Source organism: Diaphorobacter limosus (genome assembly GCF_033100095.1).
Classification (GTDB): Bacteria; Pseudomonadota; Gammaproteobacteria; order Burkholderiales; family Burkholderiaceae_C; genus Alicycliphilus; species Alicycliphilus limosus.
This window is the reverse complement of record NZ_CP136921.1, coordinates 3,376,867-3,402,744: the sequence shown is the minus strand read 5'-3', so window position 1 is coordinate 3,402,744 and position 25,878 is coordinate 3,376,867. Positions and strand designations below refer to the sequence as shown.

Genomic DNA, 25,878 nt, shown 5'->3' with positions numbered 1-25,878 from the left:
CCGTCCCTCTCCTATAGGTGTAAATCGGAATCGCGACTGATTTCAATCAATGGCAGCAACAGCCCCACCACCGTTCCTTTGCCGACCTGGCTGTCCACGGAGAGCTTGCCCCCGAGCTCCTGCACATACTGAAAACTCTCGTAGGTGCCAATGCCCATGCCAGCTTCCTTAGTGGTCTGAAAAGGCTTGAACAACCGCGTCTGGACAAATTCTTCGCTCATGCCATGGCCCTCGTCGCCGACTTCGACGCGTGCATGACTGCCATAGCGATCGACCCGAATCCAGACACGGTCGGTGGCACCTGTGGCCTCCAGCGCGTTTTGAACCAGATGGCCGATGATGCGCTCCAAACGATCGGCGTGTCCACGGGTAAAAACCTGTGACGAAACGTCCACTTCAACCATCCTCCCGCGGCGCAGGGCATTGGCGGCCAGGCGCTCGGCAATCTTGCCCAGGTCCACGCCCACGGCGGCTGCGCCAGAAGACGCCCCCTCGCGCAGTTGCAGCATCAGCTGGCGCATGCGTTCCAGCGAATTTTCCACGGTCATCAGCATGTCGGCCTGAAACTCCGGGTTGTTCTGCAACCGCTTGGCGTTTTTGACCATCAATGACAGTTGGGCCACGATATTTTTCAGGTCGTGCACCACGAATGCCGACATCCGGCTGAATGCCTCGAACTTGCGTGATTCAAGCAGCGCCTCGGTGGCCTGCATCTGCGCCAGAATGCTCGCCGCCTGCCTGCCAGCCGTCTTCAACAGATCAATCACCTCCCAATTGACTTCAACCGGCGTGCGCGGGCTGGCCAGCAGCACGAACCCGAGCAAATCCTTGCCGTGCCACAGGGGCACCAGCAGCCAGGCCTGCGGGTACTCGGCAAGCCAATCGGGTACTCGCAGATGCTGGTAGCGCCCAGGGTAGGCGCGCCATTCTTCCAGGTTGACCACCCAGGCAGTCGAACGCATGAACGCGGGCAGGGCGCCATCCTTGTCCACGGTTTCGGTAGCGGCGGGCAAATTCCAGCGCGCGGCCTGGCGGTACTGATCGTCGTCGGGGCGCAGCAGCCACAAGCCGCCTGCCGGGCTCTCCAGCATGTCCGCCAGGCCACGAATCACATTCTTGCCGGCTTCCTGCGGGTGGTCCTGACTGGACAGCGTGGCCGTGAACTTCAGCCACTCCTCACGGTAATCAAAGCGGTAACGAAAAAAATGCTTGCCCAGAAACACCCGCAGCGTGGCGCGCAATGAACCCGACAACGCCACCCCAATGGCCAGCACCACGGCCACGAAAACCAGGCCCAGCTGCAGGGCACCGCCCCACGCGCCGCCAAAATAGCGCACGTAGTAGCCGACGCTGGCCATGAACAGCAGGTAGAGCCCCACCAGCACCAGCGTGGCGGAGTGAAACATGACCTTGTGCGACACATGGATCTTGGCGATCCAGTTGCGATGGCGCGTTGTCGCCAGCCACAGCAAGGGCACCATGAGGGCATGCACGAACGGCCGCACGCTCAGGGCATCAGGGTCTATGCCCTGAAACAGCACCCCTTGCGAGAACACATACAGGTCAAACAGGAAGGTGCCCGCCAGACCCAGGCACACGGGTTTGGCGCTCCACAGCGAATCCTCCGGCACATTGCGCAGCAACTGTTCCAGCAGAACCAGCCCGGCAATCGCCAGCAACACCATCAGAAAAGCCTGCCCCTTGGCCCCCGCCAGCAGGTAAATCATGACCACCGCCGCCGGGGCGCCGAACAGTCCCACGACCACCAGGCCCGGCCACCAGCGGTACCAGCCATCGTTGGCCTGACCGGCATTCGTCCTGAAGAACAGGGCGACAAACACCGTCCAGCACAGATAGCGCAAGATATCGGCCGCCTGCGCCCCCAGCCACCACGCCGATGACTCGGTGAGCGCCAGCAGGCTGCTGACGCTCCAGATCACGGTCAGCACCGAGGCCGCGAGCATGACCACGGCAATGCGATTGACCGCGGCCCCCAGGTACTGCTGGCCAATCAAACGCAGGGACATCAGGCTATAGGCCCCAGCAGCCAGAGCCCAGCCCCAGTAAACCACCGTGCTTTCACTGCCGTTCATGGTGACCAGCTACCAGGCGGATGCGTCTGCTGCTGTCGCAGGTTGGCATTGATGTTGATACATTAAGAAACAATACCACGTAATGCGCGGTTTTTTGCTTACACCAACACTTCAACGCAAGCCGGGTGCCCCAAAAAAGTCTGCGGGCTGGCGGTCGCACCGTAGGCACCTGACTGAAATACCACCACCAGGTCGCCAGGTTGGGCCACGGCCAGCTCCAGCTTCTCGGCCAGCACATCGAGCGGCGTGCACAGCGGCCCGACCACGCTGGCCGACTCACGCTCGGCCGATTGCAGCCGGTTTCCTATGGCCACCGGGTAGTTGCGCCTGATCACCTGGCCAAAATTGCCCGAGGCCGCCAGATGGTGGTGCATGCCACCATCGGTCACCAAAAAGACCTGTCCGCGCGAGACCTTGCGGTCGAGTACGCGCGCCACGTAAATACCGGCCTCGCCGACCAGGTATCGCCCCAGCTCCAGCACCAGCTCTGCCGCCGGCAGGCCCTGCGCCAGGCGCGCCGTCGCTTGCGCGAGGGCCTCGGCCACGGGCGCCAGATCCAGCCGCCGCTCACCGGGAAAATACGGTATACCCCAGCCCCCACCCAGGTTGACATAGCGCACCGGTGCCGGTGCGTCCTGCGCTAGGCGCAGCACCATATCGACGGTGCGGCGCAGGCTCTCCGCAATCACCTCGCCGCGCAGGTTCTGCGAGCCTGGGTAGGCATGAAAGCCTTCAAACACCACGCCGTCCTGGTGCATGGATCGCAGCATGGCCGGCACCTGCTCGGCATCAATGCCGAACGGCTTGGCGCCCCCGCCCATGTGCATGCCGGCGCCGCGCAGCTCAAAGTCGGGGTTGATGCGCAGCGCCACGCGGGCGGGCATGCCCAAGTCCTGGGCGGCCTTGGCCAGCAGTTGCAGCTCACGCGCCGACTCCACATGCAGCAGCACGCCCGAGGCCACGGCCTGACGCAACTCGGCCGCACGCTTGCCCGGCCCCGCAAATCCTATGCTCAGCGGGTCTGCGCCAGCATCCAGCGCCAGCTTGAGCTCGCCGGCCGACGCCACGTCCATGCCATCGACCAGCGGGCACAGAAAGCCCACCAGGGCTGCCATGGGGTTGGCCTTGATGGCGTAGTGCAGGCGCACGCCCGGCGGCAAAACCAGCCGCACGGCCGCGATGCGCGCCGCGATCAACGACCGGTCATAGGCATAAAAAGGCGTCTGACCCACCCGCTCGGCAAGCCGCGACAAGGGCAGGCCGCCGACCCGCAACTCGGCACCCGAGGCATCAAAGCGATCCATGATCCTGCATCCAACGTTGGCGATCGAGCTTGCCATTGGGACTGCGCGGCAGGGGCTTGTCCACCCACTGCAGCACCCTGGGCAACATGAAGACCGGGAGATGCTGGCGGCAATGCGCCATCAGGGCGGCATCGTCCTGCGCCGCCTGACCGCTGGCCGCGGGCGACGCCCACAGGGCCGCGCAAATCGCGCTGCCCAGGGCTTCGTCGGGCTTGGCATACACCAACGCCTCGGCCACCAGGCCGCTGGCGTACAGCACCTCCTCGACCTCGGTCGGGCTCACGCGGTAGCCCGATGTCTTGATCATCTCGTCGCGCCGGCCGACAAAGTACAAGAAGCCCTCGGCATCGCGCCGCACGGTGTCGCCCGAGAACACCGCACGCTCGGGCGCGGCCCAGTCGCCGGTGGCCGCCAGCAAGGCCGCGGGCCAGGGCTTGAAGCGGCGCGCCGTCTCGTCGGGCCGGCGCCAATACCCTTGTGCGACCAGGGCGCCGCGGTGCACCAGCTCGCCGGGCTCGTCCACGGCGCATTCCGTGCCGTCTTCGCGCAGCACGCGCACGTCGGCGTTGGGTATGGCCCGGCCTATCGAGTCGGGGCGGCGATCCACCTCGTCGGGCGGCAGGTAGGTGGAGCGAAAGGCCTCGGTCAGGCCATACATCAGATACGGCAAGGCCCCAGGCGCCAGCGCACGCATGCGCTGCAGCGTGGCGCGCGGCATGCGCCCGCCGGTGTTGGCCCAGTAGCGCAGATGCTGCGCCGCACCATCGGGCCAGTCCAGGGCCGTCAGCTGCATGTACAGGGGTGGCACCGCCGTCAGGCAGGTGACGCGCTCGCGCGCCATGGTCTGCAGCACATCGCGCGGCAGCAGGTAGTTGAGCAGCACCACCCGCGCGCCCACCAGAAACGCCGTGGTGAGCTGGCTGAAGCCCGCGTCGAACGACAGCGGCAGCACCGCCAGCAGGGTGTCCTCGGCATGGTTGCCCAGGTAGCTGGCCACGCTGGTGGCGCCGGCCACCAGGTTGCGGTGCGACAACACCACACCCTTGGGCAAGCCGGTGCTGCCCGAGGTATAAAAAATCATGGCTACGTCGCCATCCAGCACCGTGGGCGCCGCAGCCGGGCCGCTGGCCAGCACCCCATGCCAGGCGTGCAAAGCCATGCCTGCAGGCACAGGCGCCTGCGCCAGCGGCGCATCCCCATCGCAGCACAGCACATGCCGCAGGTCGGGGCAGTCGCCCAGCACCGGCGCCAGGCTGGCCAGCCGCGCGGCCGACGTGATCAGCACCTGGGCCCCGGCATCCTGCAGGATATGCGCCACCTGCGTCGGCTTGAGCAGCGGGTTCACCGGCACCAGCACCGCCCCTGCTGCCGGGGCGGCAAAGCTGGCCACCACGGTCTCCACCCGCTTGTCCAGATACAACACCACGCGCGCGCCGCGCTCCAGCCCCAGCTGCTGCAAGCCGGCGGCGCAGCGTTCGATCTGCGCCTGCAAGTCGGCATACGACAGGTGCTGCCCCTCCACCGTCAGGGCGGTGCGCGTCGGCCAGCAGACCGCTGCCCGCTGCGGCAGCTGGTGCAGCAACACCGGGGGTATGGCACTGGTGAGATGGGGCGCGTAAGACATGCGGCCGATGTTACGGCATCGCCCTACCCGGCCCCCGGCAAGCATTGGCACCTGCACATTTTTTTAGTAGCGCATAACGCTTGTTTGGCGCGTGCTTCAGCTCCATCGCCACCCTTGGTGAAGAGGAGGTGACGGGGCGCAGCGCCAGCATTGGTCGCCCTCACCCCTGCCCTCTCCCGCAAGCGGGAGAGGGAGAAACAACCCCAAGGGCGCACACATATTGCGTGGAGCGCTATACAAAATAGGTGCAGACACCCATGCCCGGCAAGCGTGGGCGCTGAGTCTCGTCCTTGGCCGGGATGACGGTCGGCCTCTTTTCTTGCGGGTCAATAGAATCCAGCCGCAGCGCACAAGACATTCCACCATCGCCGCCTCCGAAATGAACCTGACCACACAAGTCATCCGCGTACTTGACGAAGCCCTTGGCCTGCAAGGCCGCAGCGCTGGCTTTCAGCGCGATACGCCGCTGCTCGGCGCTCTGCCAGAGCTGGACTCCATGGCCGTGCTGGCCCTGATCACCGGCCTTGAGAACCATTTTGGAATCACCTTCAGCGACGAAGACCTGCACGGCGCGGTGTTTGCCACCGTGGGCAGCCTCTGCGACCTGGTGGAGCAGGCGCTGGCCCAGCAGGACACATGAGCCCGAGCGCGCGCGCCGCCTTGCCGCAGGCGTTCTTTCTGCCCGGCGACAACGGCCAGCGCTTTTGCCTGTACCACCCGCCGCAAGGCAGCTCGCCCCAGGGGCGCGTGCTCTACCTGCACCCGTTTGCCGAAGAGCTCAACAGCACCCGCCGCGTGGTGGCCCAGCAGGCACGCGCCCTGGCCAAGGCGGGCTACGGCGTGCTGCAGATCGACCTGCTGGGCTGCGGCGACAGCTCGGGCGAGTTTGCCGATGCCACCTGGGCCGCCTGGCTGCACGACGCGCAGCAGGCCCGCCACTGGCTGCTGGAGCAAGGCGGCGGCCCGCTGTGGCTATGGGGAATGCGCGCCGGCGCGCTGCTGGCCGTGCAACTGGCGCAGCAGCCGCAAGAAGGCGGTGATCCAACCCACTTGCTGCTGTGGCAGCCGGTGGCAAGCGGCCAGCAACAACTGCAGCAGTTCTTGCGCCTGCAGGCCGCCAGCCAATGGCTGGGCAATGCGTCGTCGGGCCAGACACCGGCGCAGGCGTTGGCCTTGGGTGAATCCGTGCACATTGCCGGCTACACCCTGAGCGCCAACCTGGCCCGGGGCCTGGGCGACGCCCGCCTGACACCTCCCACGGCAGGGCCAGCGGGGCGCCTGGTGTGGCTGGAAGTCTCCAGCACACAGCCCCCGCAACTGCCCCCCGCCAGCGCCAAGCCGCTTGCCGCCTGGAGCGGCGCCGGCTGGCGCGTACAGGCCCAGGCCGTCAACGGCCCGGCGTTCTGGCAAACCGTGGGCACCGACGATGCCCCGGCCCTGATAGCCGCCACGCTGGCAGCACTGACCGACATACCGCCACCATGAACGTCCAGGAACAACCCCTGCAGATTGCGGGCGACGGCTTCGACATGCTGGGCATCTTGAGCCTGCCCGCGCCGGGCACGCCCACGCTGCGCACCGCCGTGCTCATCGTGGTGGGCGGCGCCCAGTACCGCGCGGGCAGCCATCGGCAGTTTGTGCTGCTGGCACGCCGCCTGGCCGCCGCCGGCTATCCCGTTTTGCGCTTTGACCTGCCGGGCATGGGTGACAGCCCCGGCGACCCCGTACCGTTCGAAAACACGGCCCCGGACATCGCCGCCGCCCTGGATGCCCTGGCGCAGGCGGCGCCGATTGACCGCAGCGTGCTCTGGGGCCTGTGCGACGGCGCGTCGGCCAGCCTGCTGTACCTGCAGGCCACGCAGGATCCGCGCGTGGCGGGCGTGGCGTTGCTCAACCCCTGGGTGCGCTCCGAAGCCGGCCTGGCCCGGGCGCATGTCAAGCATTACTACCGCCAGCGCGTACTGCAAGCCGACTTCTGGCGCAAGCTGGCTGGCGGGCGTGTGGGCTGGGCTGCGCTGCGCGGCATATGGGCCAACCTGCGCGCCATGCGCCAGACAGCCCCGGCGTTACTATCATTTCAAGAGCTTATGGCGCTTTGTTGGCAAGCGTTTGAAGGCAAAATCATGCTTATTTTGAGCGAACGCGATCTTACCGCCCAGGAGTTCATTGAATACGCCAGCAACCACGCCCAATGGCGCCCGGCCCTGCAGCGCCCCGGCGTGACACGCCACAACCTTGCCGGCGCCGACCACACCTGCTCGCAACCCGGTCAACAAGACCAGCTGGAGCAACTGACACTGCACTGGCTGGCCACGCTGGTGTGAACCACGCTGCGGCCCGTCGATCCATTCAAACGGGTTGGCCGTCATGCCAACGAATGCCGGGATCCAGCACGCAGGCAATTGGAATCTGACCCCAATTAGGTCAAGATATCAAAAAGTAGAGCTGCATACGAAATACCAACAAGCGCTAGAGCCATATTTTTATCAAAATCAAAGCGACGCGTGCAATGGGCCCCGGACTCCGCCGGGATGACGGTTAACCCGTTGCGGCGGACCAGCAGGCAGTTAATTGGAATCTGACCCCAATTAACTTCGGCGGCGCAGCCAGGCGCCGACAAAATGCCGCGCAGCGGCCAGCAGGCCTTGGGGGCGGCGCGGGTTGAAGGCCAGCAAACCCACGCGCTCGCGGCGTTGTGCCATCCAGTCGCGCTTGTAGGCATCGTCGCCGCTCAGGTAATCCACCTCGGACACGCGATCAACATCCATCACATGCTGCATCAGCGCGGCCGTCAGTGCCGACCCGGCCGATAGCTTCTCCTGCCCCTTCACGTAGGCCAGCTTGTAAATATTGGCCTTTGCCCCATGCACCAGCCACACCTGCGCCGCCAGGGGCTGATCCTGCAGCCACAACACGCCCAGGCGCAGCCACCCCTCGCGCGCGGCCGTGCGCACCAGGCCGGGCATAAAGTCGGGGCAGGGCTCGGGGTTCTTCCAGCTTTGGGCATACACCGTCAAGTAGGCCTGCAACGCTCGCTCCACGCCCTGCGGGTCATTGCTGTGGATCTCGACGTGCCACGCACCCTTGCGATCCAGGCGCCTGCGTCCACGCTCCACGCTGCTGCGCAGCATGGACGGGCGTTGGGCCCAATAAGCCGAAAAACCACCCGCCGGCACCGGCTGAAACCAGTTGCCAAAACAAAAAAACCGGTCCGTCCAGTACCCTGCCCCGCGCAAGGCCTGTTGCAACGCGGCAAGCCACGCGCTGTCTGCATCCAGCGGCTGCAGCCGCAACACCCCAGCATCGGGCCAGCGCCGCAGCGCCCCGGCGGCCTCGCGCCATTGGGCAGCAGACAGGCCTGCCAACGCCTTGCCAGAGCCCACCGGGCCATACAGGCAGCTGTAGTAATTGCTCAGACCCAACAGGGGCCCTCCGGGCTGCAGCCGCATCAACGGCAAGCCGACCTGCCCGTCCGGCGACGGCGCACCCAGCGACCAGGTCTTGAGCGCATGCGGCGGCCGCTCAAAGCCGTGCGCCAGAAGATTGGCAAACCAAGCCTCTGTTTGAAATACCTCAGCCGTCACTCTGCGCCCCTCACATCCATACATACGTACGCCCCCGGTTATACCGGGCTCGGCTACATTGGCGCCGCTGCGCCCACCTTGCGGCGGCGTACCCGCCACAAAACGGCTTCAGGCCTGACCGAAATGCGGTTCAGATAGCGCCCTAAGCCACCTACTCGCAGGAGCGGCTTCAGCCGCGAACGGCGCCATTCGCGGCTGAAGCCGCTCCTACAGCGTCGTTAACTGAACTGTATTGGATCCAACCGGCCACATTCCCCAGAGGCCCACATTCCCCCGCTTCATGAGGACAACAGCCACCGCCCGACCCCATGCACCCGCTCAACGCATGGATCCCGACAGTCGAGGGGATGACGGCTACGTTGTCACAGACGCAGGGCAGGGAGCATCCAAAACATGTCACTGAGCCAACGCCACGAGCCATTGCGCGCCAAGCAGAGATATGGCGCTATCAAAAAAATCTCAAACCACCAAACCATAGCGCCCAAGACGCAACGGGAAAGGAAGTAGTACATATGCAACATATTGTGCTATTTGTTTTATGCACACATCTATCAAAGGAACAAGGTCGTATTTGCGTACCAAACCGCATGATCCTCTGAATGCAAAAAGTGCTAAAACCAAAACATCCGCAGGTGACATCCCTATTTATATGGATGAACAACCAGCAGATGAGAGACACACCTCGGCAGCACCCAGCAAGCCTTGATCCCAATCATCCCTGCAACAAACCGAAACTGAACATATAGGATCAATAGACACCTTTTGTTTCGCCGGCGGCTTCACAATGTCGAAACAATCCCCGCTGCGTGGCCTACCGCAACTTGCCCCTGGCAACACCGGTAGCCACACACCCCCAAAGCCCGGCCAACCGCAACGCCCATCGGCCACACCCTCCCATCCACCACAGCACATTGCCCCTGCTTAGCACGCGGGCGCCCCAAACCGTACGAACTCGATCATCATGAGCCCTTCATCGCGCAAGAACAACGCACCCGGAAGCAATTACCGTATGTCTATTACATGCACACTCGCACTGGCCACCCTCACAGCATGTGGCGGGGGTGGGGGCGACGACGTAGTGGCCAACGTTGACCTGAACAGCTCACTTGCCACCCCCAGGCCACCGACCGCGGCCACTCCCACTCCCACACCCACGCTGCCCCCACCAAGCGTCGTACAGCCGGCTGGCGCATTCAACTGCGCCGCTGATGCCATCACCTGCGTCGAAGTCGCCTCGGCCAGCTCGCAAACGCAAGGCAGCGTACCCGTCACATTCGGGCAGCCATTCAAGGCGGGCGATTGGCAACCGACAAGCCAGGGCCTGGTGGCCAAAGTGGACGGCACCACTATCCCCCTGCAAACCGACGAACTATCAACACACCGCGATGGATCTGCGCGCTTTGCCGTCTTGAGCGCCCAGTTGACCAACCTGCCGGCAGGCCAGAAACGCATCATCAACCTGTACCGCGGCGCCAAGTCCAACAGCACCCCCAACGTACCCGCCAAACCCGACTGGAACCTGGAGCTGGAAGCCCAGGTATATGACGCCAACGGCAGCGTGACCACACTGGTGGCTCAACCCCAGGCCCAACTGGTGTCCCAGATCGCCAGCGGCAGCGAGCGCCGCCTGGCCGGAGCCATCGCGTCCGAGTACACCGTTACCCTGCCCTTCAAGAACAAGGCCACCGGCGCCACGCACCCACACCTGACAGCACGCCTGCACACGCGCCTGGTGGATGGTGGCCAGCGCATCCGTACCGACGTGGTCATGGAGAACACCCGCACCTGGACACCCAACCCGGCCAATATCACCTATTCACTAGACGTAAAGCGCAACGGCAGCACCATCTACACCCAACCCAAGTTCACCCACTACCACCACGCGCGTTGGCACAAGGTCTTGTGGACAGGCTCGTCGGCCGAGCCGCAGGCCCGTGTGCGGCACAACATGCGGTACTTTCTGGACAGCAAAGCAACCTGGAACTATGACTTGAGCATCAACGTGCCAGAAGCGGTGCTGGCCAAGTGGGCGACAGACCTGCAAAAACTGCGCACAGCACAAGCCGCGTTAGGCCCCATGGGGAATGCATTTCTGAATCCGTATTTTCCATCCACGGGTGCCAGATCAGAAATTGGCCCCCTCCCACGCTGGACAGCCACCTATCTCATCACGCAGGACGAGCGCGTACGAGAAGTTATGTTTGCCAATGCGGACGCTGCTGCTGCCGTGCCGATTCACTACCGTGACGAAAAAACAGGCCAAATACTGGACGTAGAAACACACCCAAAAGTCTCAGTGCAATACGGCACTTCCAACCCCGTAGTTCCATCATCATCCCCAAAGGACACGATATGGCACCCAGACATCCCCCACCAGGGGTCTTTCACCTATATTCCATATTTAATTAGCGGTGATGCGTTTTACTTGGAAGAGATGGCCTATTGGGCAGGTTGGAACGTTGCCTCTTATAATCCGGCATATCGCCAGGAGACGAAAGGACTGCTATATGCACATCAAGTCCGCGGCCAAGCCTGGGGAATGCGTTCAATCGCCGAAGTAGCTCATGCTCTTCCCAATAGCCACATACAAAAGAATTATTTCAACTCGATTCTCGCCAACAACCTTGCTCACTACGCGACCTATCAAAATAACTCAAAGCAGTCGCCTATAGGTGCAATGATCGGCTCAAGCCACACTCATGATGCAGCTCCTTGGCAAAATGATTTCGTTGGCACAATATTTAGTTTACTTGTTGAAAACAATGAACCAGGCGCAAAAACCATGTTGGATTGGGTAAATAGATTCAATATTGGCAGGTTCGAAAATGAAGCCAATGGATTTTGCATGGCACACGCACCAGGCTATTACTGGAAAGTCCGAAAAGACACCGGTGAATTTATCACCTCGTGGGCCGACCTATATGCAACAAACTATCCCACCGAGCAAGGAAAGGCATGCAGTACGCTGCCAATAACCGAAGGCTACCCTCATCTGGCTTTAGGCTATGCCGCCATAGCGCGAGGCACATTGGCAGCCACAAGCAACGCTGGATTGAAAGGTGCCACTAGCGCCTATCAAGCATGGAAAGCCAAGACGCCTTTGATGGATGCAGACTTCCGCAATGATCCTACCTGGGCCATAATTCCCCGATGAATCTGCATACAGGGTAAAGCGCTTTAATCTCCGAACAACACCTCAAATCAAATTCCCAAGATATGCCTCAGCCATGTCTTGGGATTCCTACTCAACTCCGCGTCGAAATTCTGCTAAACGGCCAACGATTCAATTTCGATTTGGAAATACCGACCTCACACAACACTTCATAACAATCCCGCAGGCCATCCTTACGCACATATATCAGGAATACTGCGTATGATATCGCACCGAAAACAGTCTTGGCCACCAGCAGTACCAAGGTTTGATTAATGCCACTGCGTATAAGCAATTCATTTATACCCAGCACAATAACCAACATCCAGACACACCCCTCTACGGCCATCCGGATAGCACCAACATACTTTCGCATCGACAGGTGAAGGTGGCGTCTTGCAACAAAAAATAGATAAAGCGACGACAGCGAATACGCCACCGCCGTTCCAACCGCTGCGCCTTGTAATCCCCACTGAATAGACGCGACAAACACACTCCCGGGAATGGTAAGCGCACAAAGTGACGTGTAGCGCGCAGCGATGTTCGCCCTACCAGTTGAAATGAGCGCCTGGGTAATCAATGGGTCAATCGATTTTACCAACCCAACAAGACATAAAATTTGAAGAGGCAGTACTACCTCCACCCAGTTACTACCAAGAATCAGTGGTACAAATTCCGGCGCCGTAATCACCATACCCACCATTACAGGGTAATTTATGAGCGCCAGTCCTGACGTCAATCGCAATAATGCACGATTGAGTCGATCTAGGTCATGCTGCAACCTAGCAAATAGTGGCGACGCAACACTAATTATCAGGCTTGTAATATGAGCATTCGGCAGCGATGCCAACGTGTCGGCCATTGAATATATTCCGAGCAACTGCGAGTTCAGCGTCTTACCAATGATAAGTGTCTTTGCATTATTATAAAAATACCAGGTGATTCTTGAGTATGTGACTGTCGCGCCAAATTTAATCAAGTCCACAGCTGCGCGCAGCCCTCCAACTCGTGAAGGATGCCACTTTCCAAAGTGATAAGTTAAAACGCTTTTCAGGACTTGCGAGGCAAAAAAACCCCAAGCAAGAGCCCAGACCCCAAAGCCAAGCCACGCCAACACCAGAGTAACAATACTCTGCAAAAGAACTGCAACAAACTCGATGCCCGCCAGCATTTTAAAGTTCATCGCACGATTGATTAATGCGCCTGAAACAGTCGCTAACGACCCAAATATAAATGTGAGCGCAACGAACCGTATGATTGGAGTCAGTAGTAAATTTTCATAGTAATGCGCAACAAAAGGGGCCAAAAAAAATGTGACCCCACAAAGCGCACTGCCGATCATCAGCGAAAGATAGAAACATCCGTCAAGCTGTGCGGCGGAGATCACAGGGCGCTGTAGTATTGCGCTCCCCAACCCAATCTCATTAAAAAATCCCAGAAACCCTATAAACACCATAACCAACGCCATGGTTCCATAGTCCTCCGGTGAAAGCAGTCGCGCGAGTACTAACGTTGTGGCAAATGAAAATAACTTTCCAAGCCATTTTCCTGCACCCAAGTATATCAAGCCCAACAGCGCAGTTTTTTTTATACTATCATTTTTCATTTTAATATGAGCTAGCGCTAAGTACTATTTAACAGCCTGAATAGGCCAATCAGCTTTTAGATATCGAAATATCTATGCTCGGGAGTTTTCGCGCCCACTGACTGTCAGCCCAATCAAATTGCAAATCATTGAGTTGCAACAACCACACTCAGTTTGGTGGAAGGCCAATAGAAAGCCTCACGAAAAAATCATACTTAAACTACACCACCCATTCCGACTGTGTCCACTGGAGCTAAATAACACCGGCTAACGTTGCCGCGCCCCGTTTATCGCACTATCGAGCACTGCACAAATACGCTCAACATCCTCTTTGTTTAGCTTTCGACCGCTAGGCACACCAACTACATTGTTAACGTAATTCCTCTGGCATCCAGCATCACCGGAACTGCACACAGGAGGGTATGCGCTACGTAATTGAACCCCTCGCCGCCGAATTTCCTGCGCGAGTAATTCAAAGTTGACGTCTTCCGCAAGCTCAACCACAACTCTGGCCAGGGATGCATCTTGTCGATACTGTGGCAATCTCATTTTTGGATAAATTTGTATAACGTCATTATATAAATTCAACACATTTTTCTTGGCGGCAAGAATAGATTGGATACGCGCTAATTGCACGACTGCCACAGCAGCATCAAGATTTCCGATTTGCGTAACTCCTACGTTGCCGGTTGGTTTACTAAAAAATCCAAGTATTCTCCAAATGTAGTAACCCAGACCACCCACATATGGTGCAGCCAAGTAATTCCAGAAAAAATGTGCAAGGGCTTCAATTCTTCCTGATGATGACGCGAAAGTTGCGCAGCGTTCTGAAATTTGACGTTCTAGAGTATGGTCATTAACCAGCAATCCTCCTCCTGAGCCACGCACGCCTGTTACTACCATTTTTGATTGCGCAAAGCTCAAGATACCCACGTCACCAAACGTCCCCAATAATCGATCACCATGCTTAATGCCCACGGCCTGGGCAGCATCGTCAATCAAATAGATGCCGGCATCTTTGCAGATGGTCTCAATAGATTGAATGTCTGCCGGACACCCATACATGTGCGGGGCTATGACCGCCAATGTATTACTTCCAATGGCCGATTTCACGGCGGCCGCGTCGATATTTAAGTCCTCGCCAACATCTACGCTACGCCATTGCAATCCACGCCGCGCGACAGAGCTCGGAACGCTGGGACAAATATAGGCGGGCCCAATGACTTCCAGGCGACCAGGGCGTTGCTCCTTGAAGATTTCCAGTGCGATCTCGATTGCATGGTGTCCATAATTTAGAAGATGGACACCCGCCGGCGCATACATTTTGGCTAACGCTTGCCTCAATTTCTCGATATCCGGCCCCCGATGTACTCGGCCAAGCAACAGGTTTTTTGCGATGGCTAGATACTCACGATGCGACCAGTCTGCGTACTCAACTAAATAACGCTTCACGGCAGTCACCGAACGGGTTTCGTCCAAAGCCGCAGTCGCTCACGCGCACGGCCAATGACGTCATCAACCCACGGGCGCAAGTCGGTTGATCTTCTAAGGGCATCTACTACTGGGTATGCCTCGAACCCAGGGGTATCACGTACTCGCTCATCTACTTCTTCTCTCGACCAACGATCTGCCTGGGCATCACGCCAAACCCTGGGGGGGCTCATGCGCGATGGTGAAGGAACAGAAATATTTAGTTCATGACAATATGCTGCAAATGGCATGTTATAGCCGTTTACTGTCGCAACTTCCTCCTGAAAATCGGTTCGCCCAACGGTCGGCTCCACCATATAAAACTTACCGTCACGCACGTCACGCTTGTACTCCATGCTTCCCATGCCAAAAAAATTGACAGCACGGAAAAAATCTGCAGTCGTCTTTGACAGCTCATCATGATAGTCAAGATCAGCAGTACAACTTGCCGTTCCCCCAACATTTGGTGGCCATGATCGAATTTTTCGCCCAGAGAACGAAATCACTAGCTCACCATCTCTTCCGATGTATTGAAGGCAAAAATATATGTCACTATCAAGACCTTCTATCCATTGCTGCACGACCATGTCTGGCATCACCGGTAGAATCTGTTCATATAAAGCAGCAACCTGCTCTATCGATTCAACCTTGTAAGCCTTCTTAAACATTTGGCCGTAGGCGTAGTTCTTCTCACTTGGCTTAAAAACACAAGGAAAGCGTAAACCAGTCAACTTGCGCAGATCTTGATTTCCAGACAGTCGAACCGCTGGGGGCACCAAAAAACCGAGATTCTCGGCAAGTCGCTGAAACCCTTCTTTATGCATCAAAGATAGCAAACAATCGTGTGCAGGCAAGCGCAACTTGAGTGTTCGGGCAAGCTGATCACGCATAGCCGAAACGGTCAATACCGTTTTTTCTTCAGTGAGAAAGACAACTGCAGCACCAGAAATCTGAGCTGCCAGGAGGTTCAGTTCTTCTATGAATGACTGTCCCTCCAAAACGCTGACTACCTTCGGTGTTGCGAAGCGCGAACGCATAGCTGGTGATTTGCTGTTGTCGTCAAGTACCCAGACTGGAACGCCGGCGGCTCCTAAGCTACGCACGACTCCCAAGGCATTTATGCCCCCCCCGATAACTATCGCTGGAGCAGTAGTTTTCTGTTCTGGTTTCATTATAAGTATGCCTATGTACTGAGTTATTCCTCTTAACTTTTACCGATCGCCCGCCCATTCGTAAAGCACATGGCTGTTGGTTCCACAATTAACAGGCGTAAAAAGCAAGCGATTTACAGGACTTATTCCTTGAGGAAGACAAATATACCCATATGCCCCCACCCCCTGGCGGGGTTTGGTTACATCATAGGGTAGCTCTAAAATATTTGTCCACGCACCTTGTTTATCGCGTATCCACAGTGCCGCTGTTTCTGGTGTATTCTGGGGTCTTCCAGGCTCAAACGTGGTTTGCATTACAGCTGCTCCATCTGCAAATTCACACGCGGAGTACACCGGGTTACCCACAAGCACTCGGCTACTGCGAATACCGGTTCTGAAATCGTAACGATAAATATAATTAACGGCGTCGGCCGGCGCATCCTTGCCCGCATCCATACCCCACTCCATGCCATGCTCGTCAAACACCATGGCAATCGCCCGCCAGGATTGATCTCCACCGCCAAATTTCTTTATCGACGAGAACTCATCATCGGTGTAGTAAATATTCGATTCATGATCCAAATCACCGGTACATATCCATAAGCGGGATCTGAACCGGTCGTAGTGGATTGCATGAATGTGTTTTATCTCTTGTCGAGAGAATCTCCAGCACTCTCGCATTGACGGAATCGACACATCTATACAAAAAACCCTGATATCGCACTGATGCCCGTTAAGATATTCACCAAAATATACTTTATTCGATATACCATGGGCTGTGGCCCCACCCCTCAATGGCGTTGCAAATTCAGGCCCAGCGTCACAAGAAACTACCGTTGCAAGCCGATCAGGTTTCCTCTCTGAATACCAATATATTCGATCGAAAATGACAACAACGTTTCCATCGTTTGTTCTCGTTAGATTTCCGATTCCTGACCCGGGTAGCAGATACCGCCTGACCCAACTTCTGGCAAGCCGATCTTTTATTCTGCCAGAAAGCGTGTTTGTGCGAGGTGGAATACTAAATAGTTTCTCGAACTGGCCCGTTTCATAGGTATATCTATAAACCGAGTGATCGAGCGAACAAAGCGCGCTATTTTCATCCGTCCAATGGGCCCACATTTCTCTTCGCAGCGGCCTTACCCGCCCACGCCTTACGGAAAAGTCACCATCTGGAATAGCTCTACTCAGTATTGCCACGGCAATTCTCAGTGTCGTTTTCGGGCTGTGGCAAAACCGCATTGAGGTATGTGACCAAACGCATCGTTTGTTCCTTGCGCGAATATCTTCGTACCTGATCAACGTTTCTTTGCAATGCCGCGGACTGCCGGTCGCCTCGTAGATCGGCAAGGGCGACCTCCAAGTTGGTAGCGATGTTCATCTCTGACGCAATATCCGCTACGTACGCCCCTGGAAACTGGCGCAATATTGCCGCTGTATCTCCCGCAGGATCAACCACCGCAAAGACAGGGCGCGCCGCACGCAAATATTCATAGATCTTTGCCGGTATTTGTGCATTGAAACTGCTTCCTTGAAACACCACCAGCAGGTCTGCACCCAGCATCTCCGCAATCGCTCTCTGGTACGGCACAGGCGGCGCCACCTCGACAACGTCTTGCAAGCCATACTGCTGGGCAGATGCCAACACCTCTTCATCGTGGTATGGCGCCCTGAATCGGATGCACAGGTTTTCTCGATCAATCATTTTTTTCTGCAGCAGACTATTAATTGCAGAGAAAAAAGTAGATGGGTTTCTATCCTTGGGATATATTAAACCGCTGTGCAGTATTAGCAGCTTATTCGCAGGCGCTCCAAAACGATCCGGTTCTACTCCGTTGAACGCGTCTTCGTCGTAACCATTCTCTATGACGTGGCAGCGCGCCTGCGCCATGGGGTAACGTTGGCGGTATGTTATTGCAGCGCGCTCAGTGGTAAATATGCAGGCAGCAGCATGGCGCAAGACGTATGATTCGAGCCTTTTCCATAACGTTCTTTGAAGACCGGTGGATGGATAGTTTTCACTGACCATTGGGTCTCGAAAGTCAGCGACCCAGGGTATTCCAGACAACCGGGACAAGGTCGCACCAATAAGGTGTGCCGTGGAGATCGGGTACGTACTCCATATCAACGCGGGGCGGTTGGTACGGATTTCTTGCATGCCTTTCATGACGGCAAACGGCCACCAGCTCACCCAGCGGTCTGGCAAGGCCAGCGTGCCCAGATACTTGCCCTTGATGGCAAGATGTTTGGCCGTATCGAGTGCAAAAGCACGTTCGACGCGCACACTGGGCGGAATGGAGCGAACCAGGTCATTGCGCTGCTCAACGTAGGCTTGGGGCTGGGCGGTAAGTACGGTGGGTTGCCAGTTTTGGGCTGGCAGGTTTTTCACGAAGTTCAGAGTGCGCAAAATGCCACTGCTACCCGCCTGGGGAGGGAAGTGAAAGGCGACCATAAGTGCCCGTTTGCCTTCCTGCTTTGTCTCTTCAAGCGCACCGTTGCGCACCAAGTAATTGCGCATGAACTGAACACGCATTTTGCCGGCCGACGGCCCCCAGGGGGTAAATCGCGGAATCTGGAAAAATGATCCGTCTGGACTGGCAACGCCATGATGCGTGGTAACCGCATGGGCGTACCCTGCCCTTTTTACCATGTCGATATGTTCTGACCCGAAATCTCGACCAGGAATGCCATTGGGATAGGCGAACGCCTCCACCCTGCCATTGATGATGCCCTGCAGCTCCTCTTTACTTTCGGCAATTTCAGAAAAAGCCCTCGATGGCGTGCAACTACTTAGTATGGGATGGGTGACTGAATGCCCTCCAATTTCAAACCCCCTTGAGTGCAAGTTACGAACCTGGGCAGGCGTCAGCACTGGTACGTCGGAACACCGAGCACCCATTTGATCTTCCAAAAACTGCAGATACATCTCACGTTCTGCAGGTGCCGTGTATTTTAAGAAACTGTCCAGTTTCTCTATCGCCTTCACTCTGTCAGTCTGTGACATCAATGGCAAGTGCGGTAATCCAGACGCTTTCAGCTCAACGCCTTCGTGACCGTCATTGGCCCGCATGACTGCGTGGAGTATCCGCTCATTCCACATGGCCTGGCCATTTAATTGACCCGTGGTAATAAAGAAAGTGGCAGGCAGTCCTTCGCTCTCCAGGAGCGGTGCTATGCCCGTAACCCAGTCAGGATAGCCGTCATCAAAGGTAATGCATGCCGCGCGGTGTGGCAAATTGCCGGCTTTGAGTGCGGTTACAGCATCGGACAAGGGGATGACACGAAATTGCTCTTTGATAAAGTGCAGAACATTCTTGAACGTTTCAAGCGGTGTTTCCAATGGTGTCAGCGGATTGCTAACGTGCGGCACCTTGTGAAATATCAGTACGGTGAGTTTGTTCTTTTGAACTATATTAAACATGTTCACCCCCAGTTCACAGCAAATTACTATGCAGCCTTGGGTTATGCTTACATTTTTGCATCAATGAAATATGCGCATAATATGACCATCATGATAAAACAAATTCATTATTTTGCGTTTGCGACGACCAATTTGTCCAAACGAGGGTGTCTTACTACAGAAGATGTTTTGGCACTATTTATAGTAGATTGCGCGCGCAATACATGAAGCTTCAACAACTCCATAAGCATGACTACCATGTAGATCACCTCATAGTAGGCCAAACTCACCGCCGCTCCGCCAGTCATATATGCCAGTATAGCCAACATTAGCATGTCAGCCATATCTCGTGCCCATTGATATCCAGAGCCAAGTCGAACTACGGTTTTCTTTATTATCCACCGCGCACGCAACCCTCGAACCAAGATTATTAAAAAAATTCCTAACCCAACGAATCCCAGATCTCCCAACACTTCAAAGTAAATACTGTGAGCAGCCTTCGCCTTGAAAGTTGGTGGGGGCAGATTCATAAAGCCAAACAAGCCGTGCGCTTCTTTGAAGCTGTCCCATATTGGTTGAATTTGCACGGCATGAAAACCGCCACCAAACACTGGATTGGCCAAGGCAATGGCAGAGCTTACCCGCCACGCATATACCCGCCCCATAAATGAAGCATCGTCGTCCATCTCTTGAATGGTTGTCATGCGATTAGTAATGTTTTCTGGAGCAAACGCAAGAAATCCAATGACGGCGGCGGCCACCAGAATGATCGCCAAACCCTTCCGCCTTGTGGTTAAAACCAACCACACACCTACTACCGACAACGCAATAAACCCGCCACGGGATCCACCACCAAGTATCGCGGCCACTAGTACGCAAAAGGCTCCTAGATAACCCAAACGGAAAATTCTATTAACCGTGTTCGCATGCAAATATAGGAGCAACGGAAGCACCAGCGTCAACGCTGCTGACAGGTGATTGCGATCAGCCAGCATGGTGCCTTGTGGGCCCTGCATGATATGCCCACCGGCTGTAGCGATAGTCTTTAGACCGCCCAGCAGTCCGTGAACACCCAAACCGAGCGCAATGACTATGAACATGACGTGGAAATGGATGCGTTCGCGCACAAAAAATGGCATTGCAATCGCAAACAACATTCCCTTAATAAATAGCTCATGATACGTGGCATTATTTGGATTGCCTGGGTATGCAAACAAATACGCCAACGTCGCATGCAGTGCAAAAAACACGTAAATCCACGTCAATGTATTCTTTTGGTAACTACGCCATTGCACCCGCCCCAAAGCCAGCAGCATCAAGGTAAGCAGCGCCATGACCAAATTTACGCGTACCCCGACCATGAATCCGTAAAAATATGCGGTCGGCGCAAGCATTCCCGTCCAACCCCATAGCAAATACGCATTGAAGGGGCGCGCCAAAGCCATCGGAAATACCGCAAGCAGCATCAAGGCAAAAGCTAAGTCACGCATAGATATTGCAAGGCAACACCACCGGATGCCTAGTGTTTTTCATTACTCTCGTCATACTGTAGGAATCCAAGGCCGGGCCTCTGGTCATCTTTCCAGCGATATATACGCCAACATAGATACAGCATGACGCCCATATCCAACACTAAAATTATTGCCTCCACCCACGCATCTCCAGTAAATAATCAACCGCACCTAAACACAAAATCCCAGCGAAATATTATGCCGCTACTGCAAATCAATGCCGCAATATTCAACCCGGAAAAATTATACACCTTGTCAAGATCGTCATTTTTCATGGTATATTTCAATCAGAATAATGATGATAGCTGCGCTTTGAAAATTTAACCGTCACCCATATTACTTAACAATCATAAAATTCACGATACCACTCAACAAATTGTTTTACGCCATGCTTAAAGTCAGTTTTTGGTTTGTACCCAGTGAGTTTGTTCAACAAGCTCGCATCAGCCCAAGTGGCAGGCACATCACCGGGCTGCATATCCATATAATTACGAATGGCTTTTTTGTTTAAACTATCTTCGATAGCCTCCACAAAATCTAGCAATCGCACCTTTTGCGAATTCCCAATATTTACTACTCGCCAGGGCGCAACCGAAGACAGGCTGTCATTTGAAATGCTTGGATTGGCATTAACTGCAGATGGTGCTGTATTTAGCAGGAGTGCGATGCCACGTACCAAGTCACTTACATAGGTGAAGTCGCGCCACATATCACCGTGGTTGTAGATGTCTATCGGTTTACCCTCCAAAATATTCTTGGTGAATTTGAAAAGTGCCATGTCCGGCCTACCCCATGGGCCGTACACGGTGAAGAAACGAAACATGGTAGTAGCTATGCCATATATGTGGGCGTAACTGTGCGCCATGGCTTCGTTGGCTTTTTTAGTGGCAGCATAGAAAGAGATTTGCGTATCGGCTTTGTGCGTCTCGGCATACGGCATTTCTTTGTTGGCCCCATAGACTGAGGAGGTAGATGCCATCAGCAGGTGTTGCACCTTGTGACGACGCGCACCCTCCATGACGTTGAATGTGCCGACGATATTGGCATCGACATACGCGCGTGGGTTGTCGATGCTATAACGCACCCCTGCCTGCGCGGCGAGGTGAATGATGACCTGCGGCTGGCAGGCGTCAATGGCAGCCTGCAGGACTGCGTCTTCTTCCAGCAAAGCTTCCGTCGCCGTGAACTGGGGGTATTGACGCAGTAACTGATGGCGGGCCTGTTTTAGGCGGATATCGTAGTAGTCAGTAATGCCGTCGTAGCCATGCACGGTATGACCCTGGCGCAAAAATAGATCTGCCAGGTGGTAACCAATAAAGCCGGCCGTACCGGTAATGAAAATATTCATGGACAGAGCGTTCCGGTGAAAAATCAATCGCTTCCAAATAGATCGCGGGTATAGACCTTGTGAGCGACGTCGGCCAGGTCAGCGGTATGGCGGTTAGCGACAATAAGGTCGCAACGCTGCTTGAAATCATTTAGGTCACGCAGCACGGGCGATCCAAAAAAATCCTCCTGCGCAAGAGCTGGCTCATACACCAGCACCTGCAGGCCCTTAGCCTTCAGGCGCTTCATCACGCCCTGAACGCTGCTGGCGCGAAAGTTGTCGCTTCCAGCCTTCATGATCAGACGGTGTATGCCCACGGTGCCCGGCTGGCGGCGCAAGATATCGTCTGCAATGAAATCCTTGCGTGTGACGTTCGCGGCAACAATGGCGCCAATCAACGTTTGCGGTACGTTCTGATAATTGGCCAACAGTTGCTTGGTGTCCTTGGGCAGGCAGTAGCCACCGTAGCCGAAGCTAGGGTTGTTGTAGTGGCTGCCGATGCGTGGATCGAGGCCCACACCTTCTATGATCTGTCGGGTATCCAGGCCATGGGTCGCGGCGTAGGTATCAAGCTCATTGAAGAAGGCGACTCGCATAGCTAGATACGTATTGGCAAAGAGCTTGATAGCTTCAGCCTCTGTGCTGTCAGTCAGTAATACAGGGACGTCTTTTTTCTCAGCCCCCTCCAACAACAGGCCCGCAAACGCACGGGCACGGGCAGATTTGTCGCCCACCACAATGCGGCTGGGGTACAGGTTGTCGTGCAGAGCCTTACCCTCGCGCAAAAATTCTGGCGAAAAGATGAGATTGCTGCATTGGTGCCGCGCTCGCACACGTGCAGTAAAACCCACAGGCACGGTGGATTTTATGACCATCAGCGCTTGTGGAGCGATCTGCATCACGCTGCAAATCACCGATTCGACGCTGCCGGTATTGAAGTAGTTGCTTACTGGGTCGTAATCGGTGGGCGTTGCAATAACGACAAAGTCGGTCCCCTCATACGCTTCGCGCGGTTCGAGCGTTGCACGCAGCTTGAGGGGCTTGCTGGCAAAGAAACGCTCGATGTCAGTGTCTTCGATGGGTGCATGGCGATGATTGATCCGATCAACTTTGACGGGATCGATATCCAGCGCAACCACGTCGTGATGCTGAGCCAGCAAGGTGGCAATAGACAGGCCAACGTAGCCGGTGCCGACGATAGCGATTTTCATATGTTCAATGATCGGTAAGGACTAGACGGAAACCCAAGCACACGCGCAAACAAATCCAGTTGCCCCTGGGTGGTCGCTGCCCAAGAAAATGTCTCGGCATGGGTACGGGTCGCCTGCCGTGCAGGCAACTGGCGCTGCAGATGTTCCCAAGCCTGCGCCAACGCTTGGGCATCGCGACGCGCCATAAGGACTCCTGCTGCGGGCGTATTCACTACTTCGGGTGTCCCCCAGATGTTGGTGGCGACCACCGGCGTGCCACAGGCCATGGACTCCAGCAGTACATTGGCCCACCCCTCACGGCTACTGCACAGGGCCAGCACGTCCGCTGCGCTGTACCACCACTTGAGTTCGCTCTGGGGCACCACGCCGGCCCAATGCACGCGGTCGGCCACCCCAAGGCGGCAGGCCAAGGTGTTCAAAGCACTCTCCTCAGGGCCTGCTCCGGCGATCAACAGCTTCAGGCCGGGCAGGTACGACAAAGCCTCAACAGCGATGTGATGACCCTTGCGTTCGATCAGGTGCCCCACCGAGAGTAGATAAGGCCCCTCTGGCTGAAGGCCTAGGCGCCTACGCGCCTGGGCGCGGTCTTCGGGCACGAAACGCTCCAAGTCCACGCCATTGCGGAGCGTGTTGAGCTTGGAGCGATCCGCCCCCATGTCCGCCAGAGTATTCATGAGTGCCTGGCACACGCCGATGGAAGCACTCGCCTGTTCTGCCGCCTGCAGAATCAGTCTGCGCGCAAATCGGTGCTGCGGAATGAGGTTCAGGTCGGTGCCACGCGCCGTTACCACGAAAGGCTTGCCCAGCCATTTGGCCAGCAACGCAGCGGCCACGCCATCGGGGTAGTAATAGTGGGCGTCGATCAGATCAAAGTCGAACCCGTTGCGTTGCAGCCGGCGTAGCGTGGGCAGCGCACCCAGGGCCAGGGCATATGGGGCGATGTTCATGCCCACCTTGGGCGGCAGCAGGTAACGCGGGTGGTGTACTTCGACCCCGTTGCGCTGCTCCATGCGCGGCGTGGCGGCAAACTTGGCATAAGAGCCAAACCGCGCCGCCTTGAAGGGGAACCAAGGCACCGGCGCCACCACCTTGGCCTGCACCTCGCCAGTCTTGAGCAGCTCGCGCAGGCGCGTCTCCACGAAGATGCCGTGGATGGGCCGCACCGCGCTGGGGTACAGGGTGGAGAAGAGAAGAATCTTCACGCCCCACCCCGGGCGAATAACGTGTTAAGCAAGGCAGAGCAGATCACCGCAGCACGCCCTTGGTATCGATGACCACCTTGTCCTTGATGACCTGGGGGTCGATGTCCTTGAACTCTTCGTGATCCACCAGCAGCAAGAGGATGTCGGCCTCCTTGATCACGGTTTTCAGGTCGTACAGCGCAAAGGGTGCCTTCTCTTTGCGCACATTGGGGTCGCAGGCCATGATCTTGCCTATGCCCGACTGGTGCAGGTGGTGGACTATGTCCATGGATGGCGACTCTCGCAAGTCGTCGATATTCGCCTTGAAGCTCAGGCCCAGGCAGCCAATCACCGGCTCGTGAAAACGTGCCGCCTTGGCCTTGACCTTGGCGATCACCCAGTCGGGCTTGGCGTCGTTGACCTCGCGCGCGGTACGAATCAAGCGTGACTGGGCGGGTGCACTGGCCACGATGAACCAGGGGTCTACCGCGATGCAGTGCCCACCCACGCCGGGCCCGGGCTGCAGGATGTTCACGCGCGGATGGCGGTTGGCCAGGGCAATGGCCTCCCAAACGTTGATGCCCAGGTGGTCGCAGATGACGGACAACTCGTTCGCAAACGCGATGTTCACGTCACGGAAGGAGTTTTCGACCAGCTTGGACATTTCTGCCGTGCGGCTGTCGGTCTCCAGAATGGCGCCGTTGCAAAAGGTCTTGTAGAGCGCCTTGGCCTTTGCCACTGCGGCCTTGGTGGTGCCGCCGATGATGCGGTCGTTATCCACCAGCTCGCGCAGGATTTGCCCAGGCAAGACACGCTCGGGGCAATGCGCCGTGTGGATCTTGCCAGCCAGTTCAGGGCGCATGGCAACAATGATTTCTTGCACGCGCTCGGTGGTTCCAACAGGTGAGGTGGACTCCAGGATGATCAGGTTGTCTTCGCGCAAAAATGGCGCAATGGCACGCGTGGCGGTCTCGATATAGGCCAGGTCGGGCGCCTTGGGGTTGCCGTCCACCTCTTTGAATGGCGTGGGCACCGCCAGGATGAACGTGTCGCCCTCCTCGGGCGTCAGGGACGCCTTCAGGTTGCCGCTGTTGACTGCCGACTTGACGAGGATGTCCAGGTCTGGTTCGACGATGTGGATGCGGCCCGAATTGATGATGTCAACGGCCTGTGCGTTGACATCGACGCCAAGCACCTGGTGGCCCTTGGTGGCCAGCATGGAGGCCGTTGGCAGACCAATGTAGCCCAGGCCCATTACGATAATTTTTTGCAGTTCGCGCGCCATG

At 56.9% G+C, this 25,878-nt stretch carries 19 protein-coding genes; 5 read left to right on the top strand and 14 right to left on the bottom strand.

Annotated elements, in window-relative coordinates:
• Positions 1-11 precede the first annotated feature (11 nt).
• The 3 genes from prsK to P4826_RS16305 form a co-directional block, all read right to left on the bottom strand.
• The gene (prsK, locus tag P4826_RS16315) at positions 12-2,093 is read right to left on the bottom strand and encodes an XrtA/PEP-CTERM system histidine kinase PrsK (RefSeq protein WP_317701414.1); all 2,082 of its coding nucleotides are present in this window, start codon (positions 2,091-2,093) and stop codon (positions 12-14) included.
• A gap of 98 nt (positions 2,094-2,191) precedes the next feature.
• A complete protein-coding gene (locus tag P4826_RS16310) occupies positions 2,192-3,397 on the bottom strand; it encodes a pyridoxal-dependent decarboxylase, exosortase A system-associated (protein WP_317701413.1) in 1,206 nt (401 codons plus the stop codon).
• On the bottom strand, positions 3,384-5,021 hold the full coding sequence (locus P4826_RS16305; protein ID WP_317701412.1) for an acyl-CoA ligase (AMP-forming), exosortase A system-associated: 1,638 nt from the start codon (positions 5,019-5,021) through the stop codon (positions 3,384-3,386). The genes P4826_RS16310 and P4826_RS16305 overlap by 14 nt, the downstream gene beginning before the upstream one ends.
• A gap of 379 nt (positions 5,022-5,400) precedes the next feature.
• Between P4826_RS16305 and P4826_RS16300 the strand changes: the two genes are divergently transcribed.
• From P4826_RS16300 to P4826_RS16290, 3 genes are read left to right on the top strand one after another with little or no spacing between them, the layout of a single operon-like run.
• Positions 5,401-5,661: an acyl carrier protein gene (locus P4826_RS16300; RefSeq protein ID WP_317701411.1), complete on the top strand. Its 261-nt coding sequence runs from the start codon at positions 5,401-5,403 to the stop codon at positions 5,659-5,661.
• Positions 5,658-6,506, top strand: coding sequence for a hydrolase 2, exosortase A system-associated (locus P4826_RS16295; RefSeq protein ID WP_317701410.1), 849 nt, complete (start codon positions 5,658-5,660; stop codon positions 6,504-6,506). The genes P4826_RS16300 and P4826_RS16295 overlap by 4 nt, the downstream gene beginning before the upstream one ends.
• Complete coding sequence (locus tag P4826_RS16290) at positions 6,503-7,345, top strand: hydrolase 1, exosortase A system-associated (protein WP_317701409.1); 843 nt, start codon at positions 6,503-6,505, stop codon at positions 7,343-7,345. Before P4826_RS16295 ends, P4826_RS16290 begins: the two co-directional genes overlap by 4 nt.
• A gap of 264 nt (positions 7,346-7,609) precedes the next feature.
• Here P4826_RS16290 and P4826_RS16285 read toward each other — a convergent pair whose 3' ends face one another.
• Entirely contained in the window at positions 7,610-8,443 is an 834-nt protein-coding gene (locus P4826_RS16285; RefSeq protein ID WP_317701408.1) for a GNAT family N-acetyltransferase, read from the bottom strand.
• A gap of 470 nt (positions 8,444-8,913) precedes the next feature.
• Between P4826_RS16285 and P4826_RS16280 the strand changes: the two genes are divergently transcribed.
• Together P4826_RS16280 and P4826_RS16275 are read left to right on the top strand one after the other, a co-directional pair.
• Positions 8,914-9,204 (top strand): hypothetical protein, encoded by a 291-nt coding sequence (locus tag P4826_RS16280; protein ID WP_317701407.1) that lies wholly within the window; start codon positions 8,914-8,916, stop codon positions 9,202-9,204.
• A gap of 479 nt (positions 9,205-9,683) precedes the next feature.
• Positions 9,684-11,759 (top strand): RIFT barrel domain-containing protein, encoded by a 2,076-nt coding sequence (locus P4826_RS16275; RefSeq protein WP_317701406.1) that lies wholly within the window; start codon positions 9,684-9,686, stop codon positions 11,757-11,759.
• Positions 11,760-11,850: 91 nt separating this feature from the next.
• Here the strand turns inward: P4826_RS16275 and P4826_RS16270 are convergent, their stop codons facing one another.
• From P4826_RS16270 to wecC, 10 genes are all read right to left on the bottom strand, one after another.
• The gene (locus tag P4826_RS16270) at positions 11,851-13,362 is read right to left on the bottom strand and encodes a lipopolysaccharide biosynthesis protein (protein ID WP_317701405.1); all 1,512 of its coding nucleotides are present in this window, start codon (positions 13,360-13,362) and stop codon (positions 11,851-11,853) included.
• 246 nt (positions 13,363-13,608) lie between these two features.
• The gene (locus P4826_RS16265) at positions 13,609-14,793 is read right to left on the bottom strand and encodes a DegT/DnrJ/EryC1/StrS family aminotransferase (RefSeq protein ID WP_317701404.1); all 1,185 of its coding nucleotides are present in this window, start codon (positions 14,791-14,793) and stop codon (positions 13,609-13,611) included.
• Positions 14,794-14,798: 5 nt separating this feature from the next.
• The gene (locus P4826_RS16260) at positions 14,799-15,983 is read right to left on the bottom strand and encodes a carboxylate--amine ligase (protein WP_317701403.1); all 1,185 of its coding nucleotides are present in this window, start codon (positions 15,981-15,983) and stop codon (positions 14,799-14,801) included.
• 39 nt (positions 15,984-16,022) lie between these two features.
• Positions 16,023-16,544 (bottom strand): hypothetical protein, encoded by a 522-nt coding sequence (locus P4826_RS16255; RefSeq protein ID WP_317701402.1) that lies wholly within the window; start codon positions 16,542-16,544, stop codon positions 16,023-16,025.
• A gap of 601 nt (positions 16,545-17,145) precedes the next feature.
• A complete protein-coding gene (locus P4826_RS16250) occupies positions 17,146-19,383 on the bottom strand; it encodes a polysaccharide deacetylase family protein (protein ID WP_317701401.1) in 2,238 nt (745 codons plus the stop codon).
• A gap of 107 nt (positions 19,384-19,490) precedes the next feature.
• Positions 19,491-20,852 carry a putative O-glycosylation ligase, exosortase A system-associated gene (locus P4826_RS16245; RefSeq protein ID WP_317701400.1) on the bottom strand — a complete coding sequence of 454 codons (1,362 nt, stop codon included), beginning with the start codon at positions 20,850-20,852 and terminating at the stop codon, positions 19,491-19,493.
• A 361-nt stretch (positions 20,853-21,213) separates the two neighbouring features.
• The gene (locus P4826_RS16240; RefSeq protein WP_317701399.1) at positions 21,214-22,221 is read right to left on the bottom strand and encodes a GDP-mannose 4,6-dehydratase; all 1,008 of its coding nucleotides are present in this window, start codon (positions 22,219-22,221) and stop codon (positions 21,214-21,216) included.
• 23 nt (positions 22,222-22,244) lie between these two features.
• Positions 22,245-23,411 carry a nucleotide sugar dehydrogenase gene (locus P4826_RS16235; RefSeq protein ID WP_317701398.1) on the bottom strand — a complete coding sequence of 389 codons (1,167 nt, stop codon included), beginning with the start codon at positions 23,409-23,411 and terminating at the stop codon, positions 22,245-22,247.
• Entirely contained in the window at positions 23,408-24,613 is a 1,206-nt protein-coding gene (locus tag P4826_RS16230) for a glycosyltransferase family 4 protein (protein WP_317701397.1), read from the bottom strand. Before P4826_RS16230 ends, P4826_RS16235 begins: the two co-directional genes overlap by 4 nt.
• Positions 24,614-24,656: 43 nt before the next feature.
• Entirely contained in the window at positions 24,657-25,877 is a 1,221-nt protein-coding gene (gene wecC, locus P4826_RS16225; protein WP_317701396.1) for a UDP-N-acetyl-D-mannosamine dehydrogenase, read from the bottom strand.
• Between the last annotated feature and the right edge of the window lies 1 nt (position 25,878).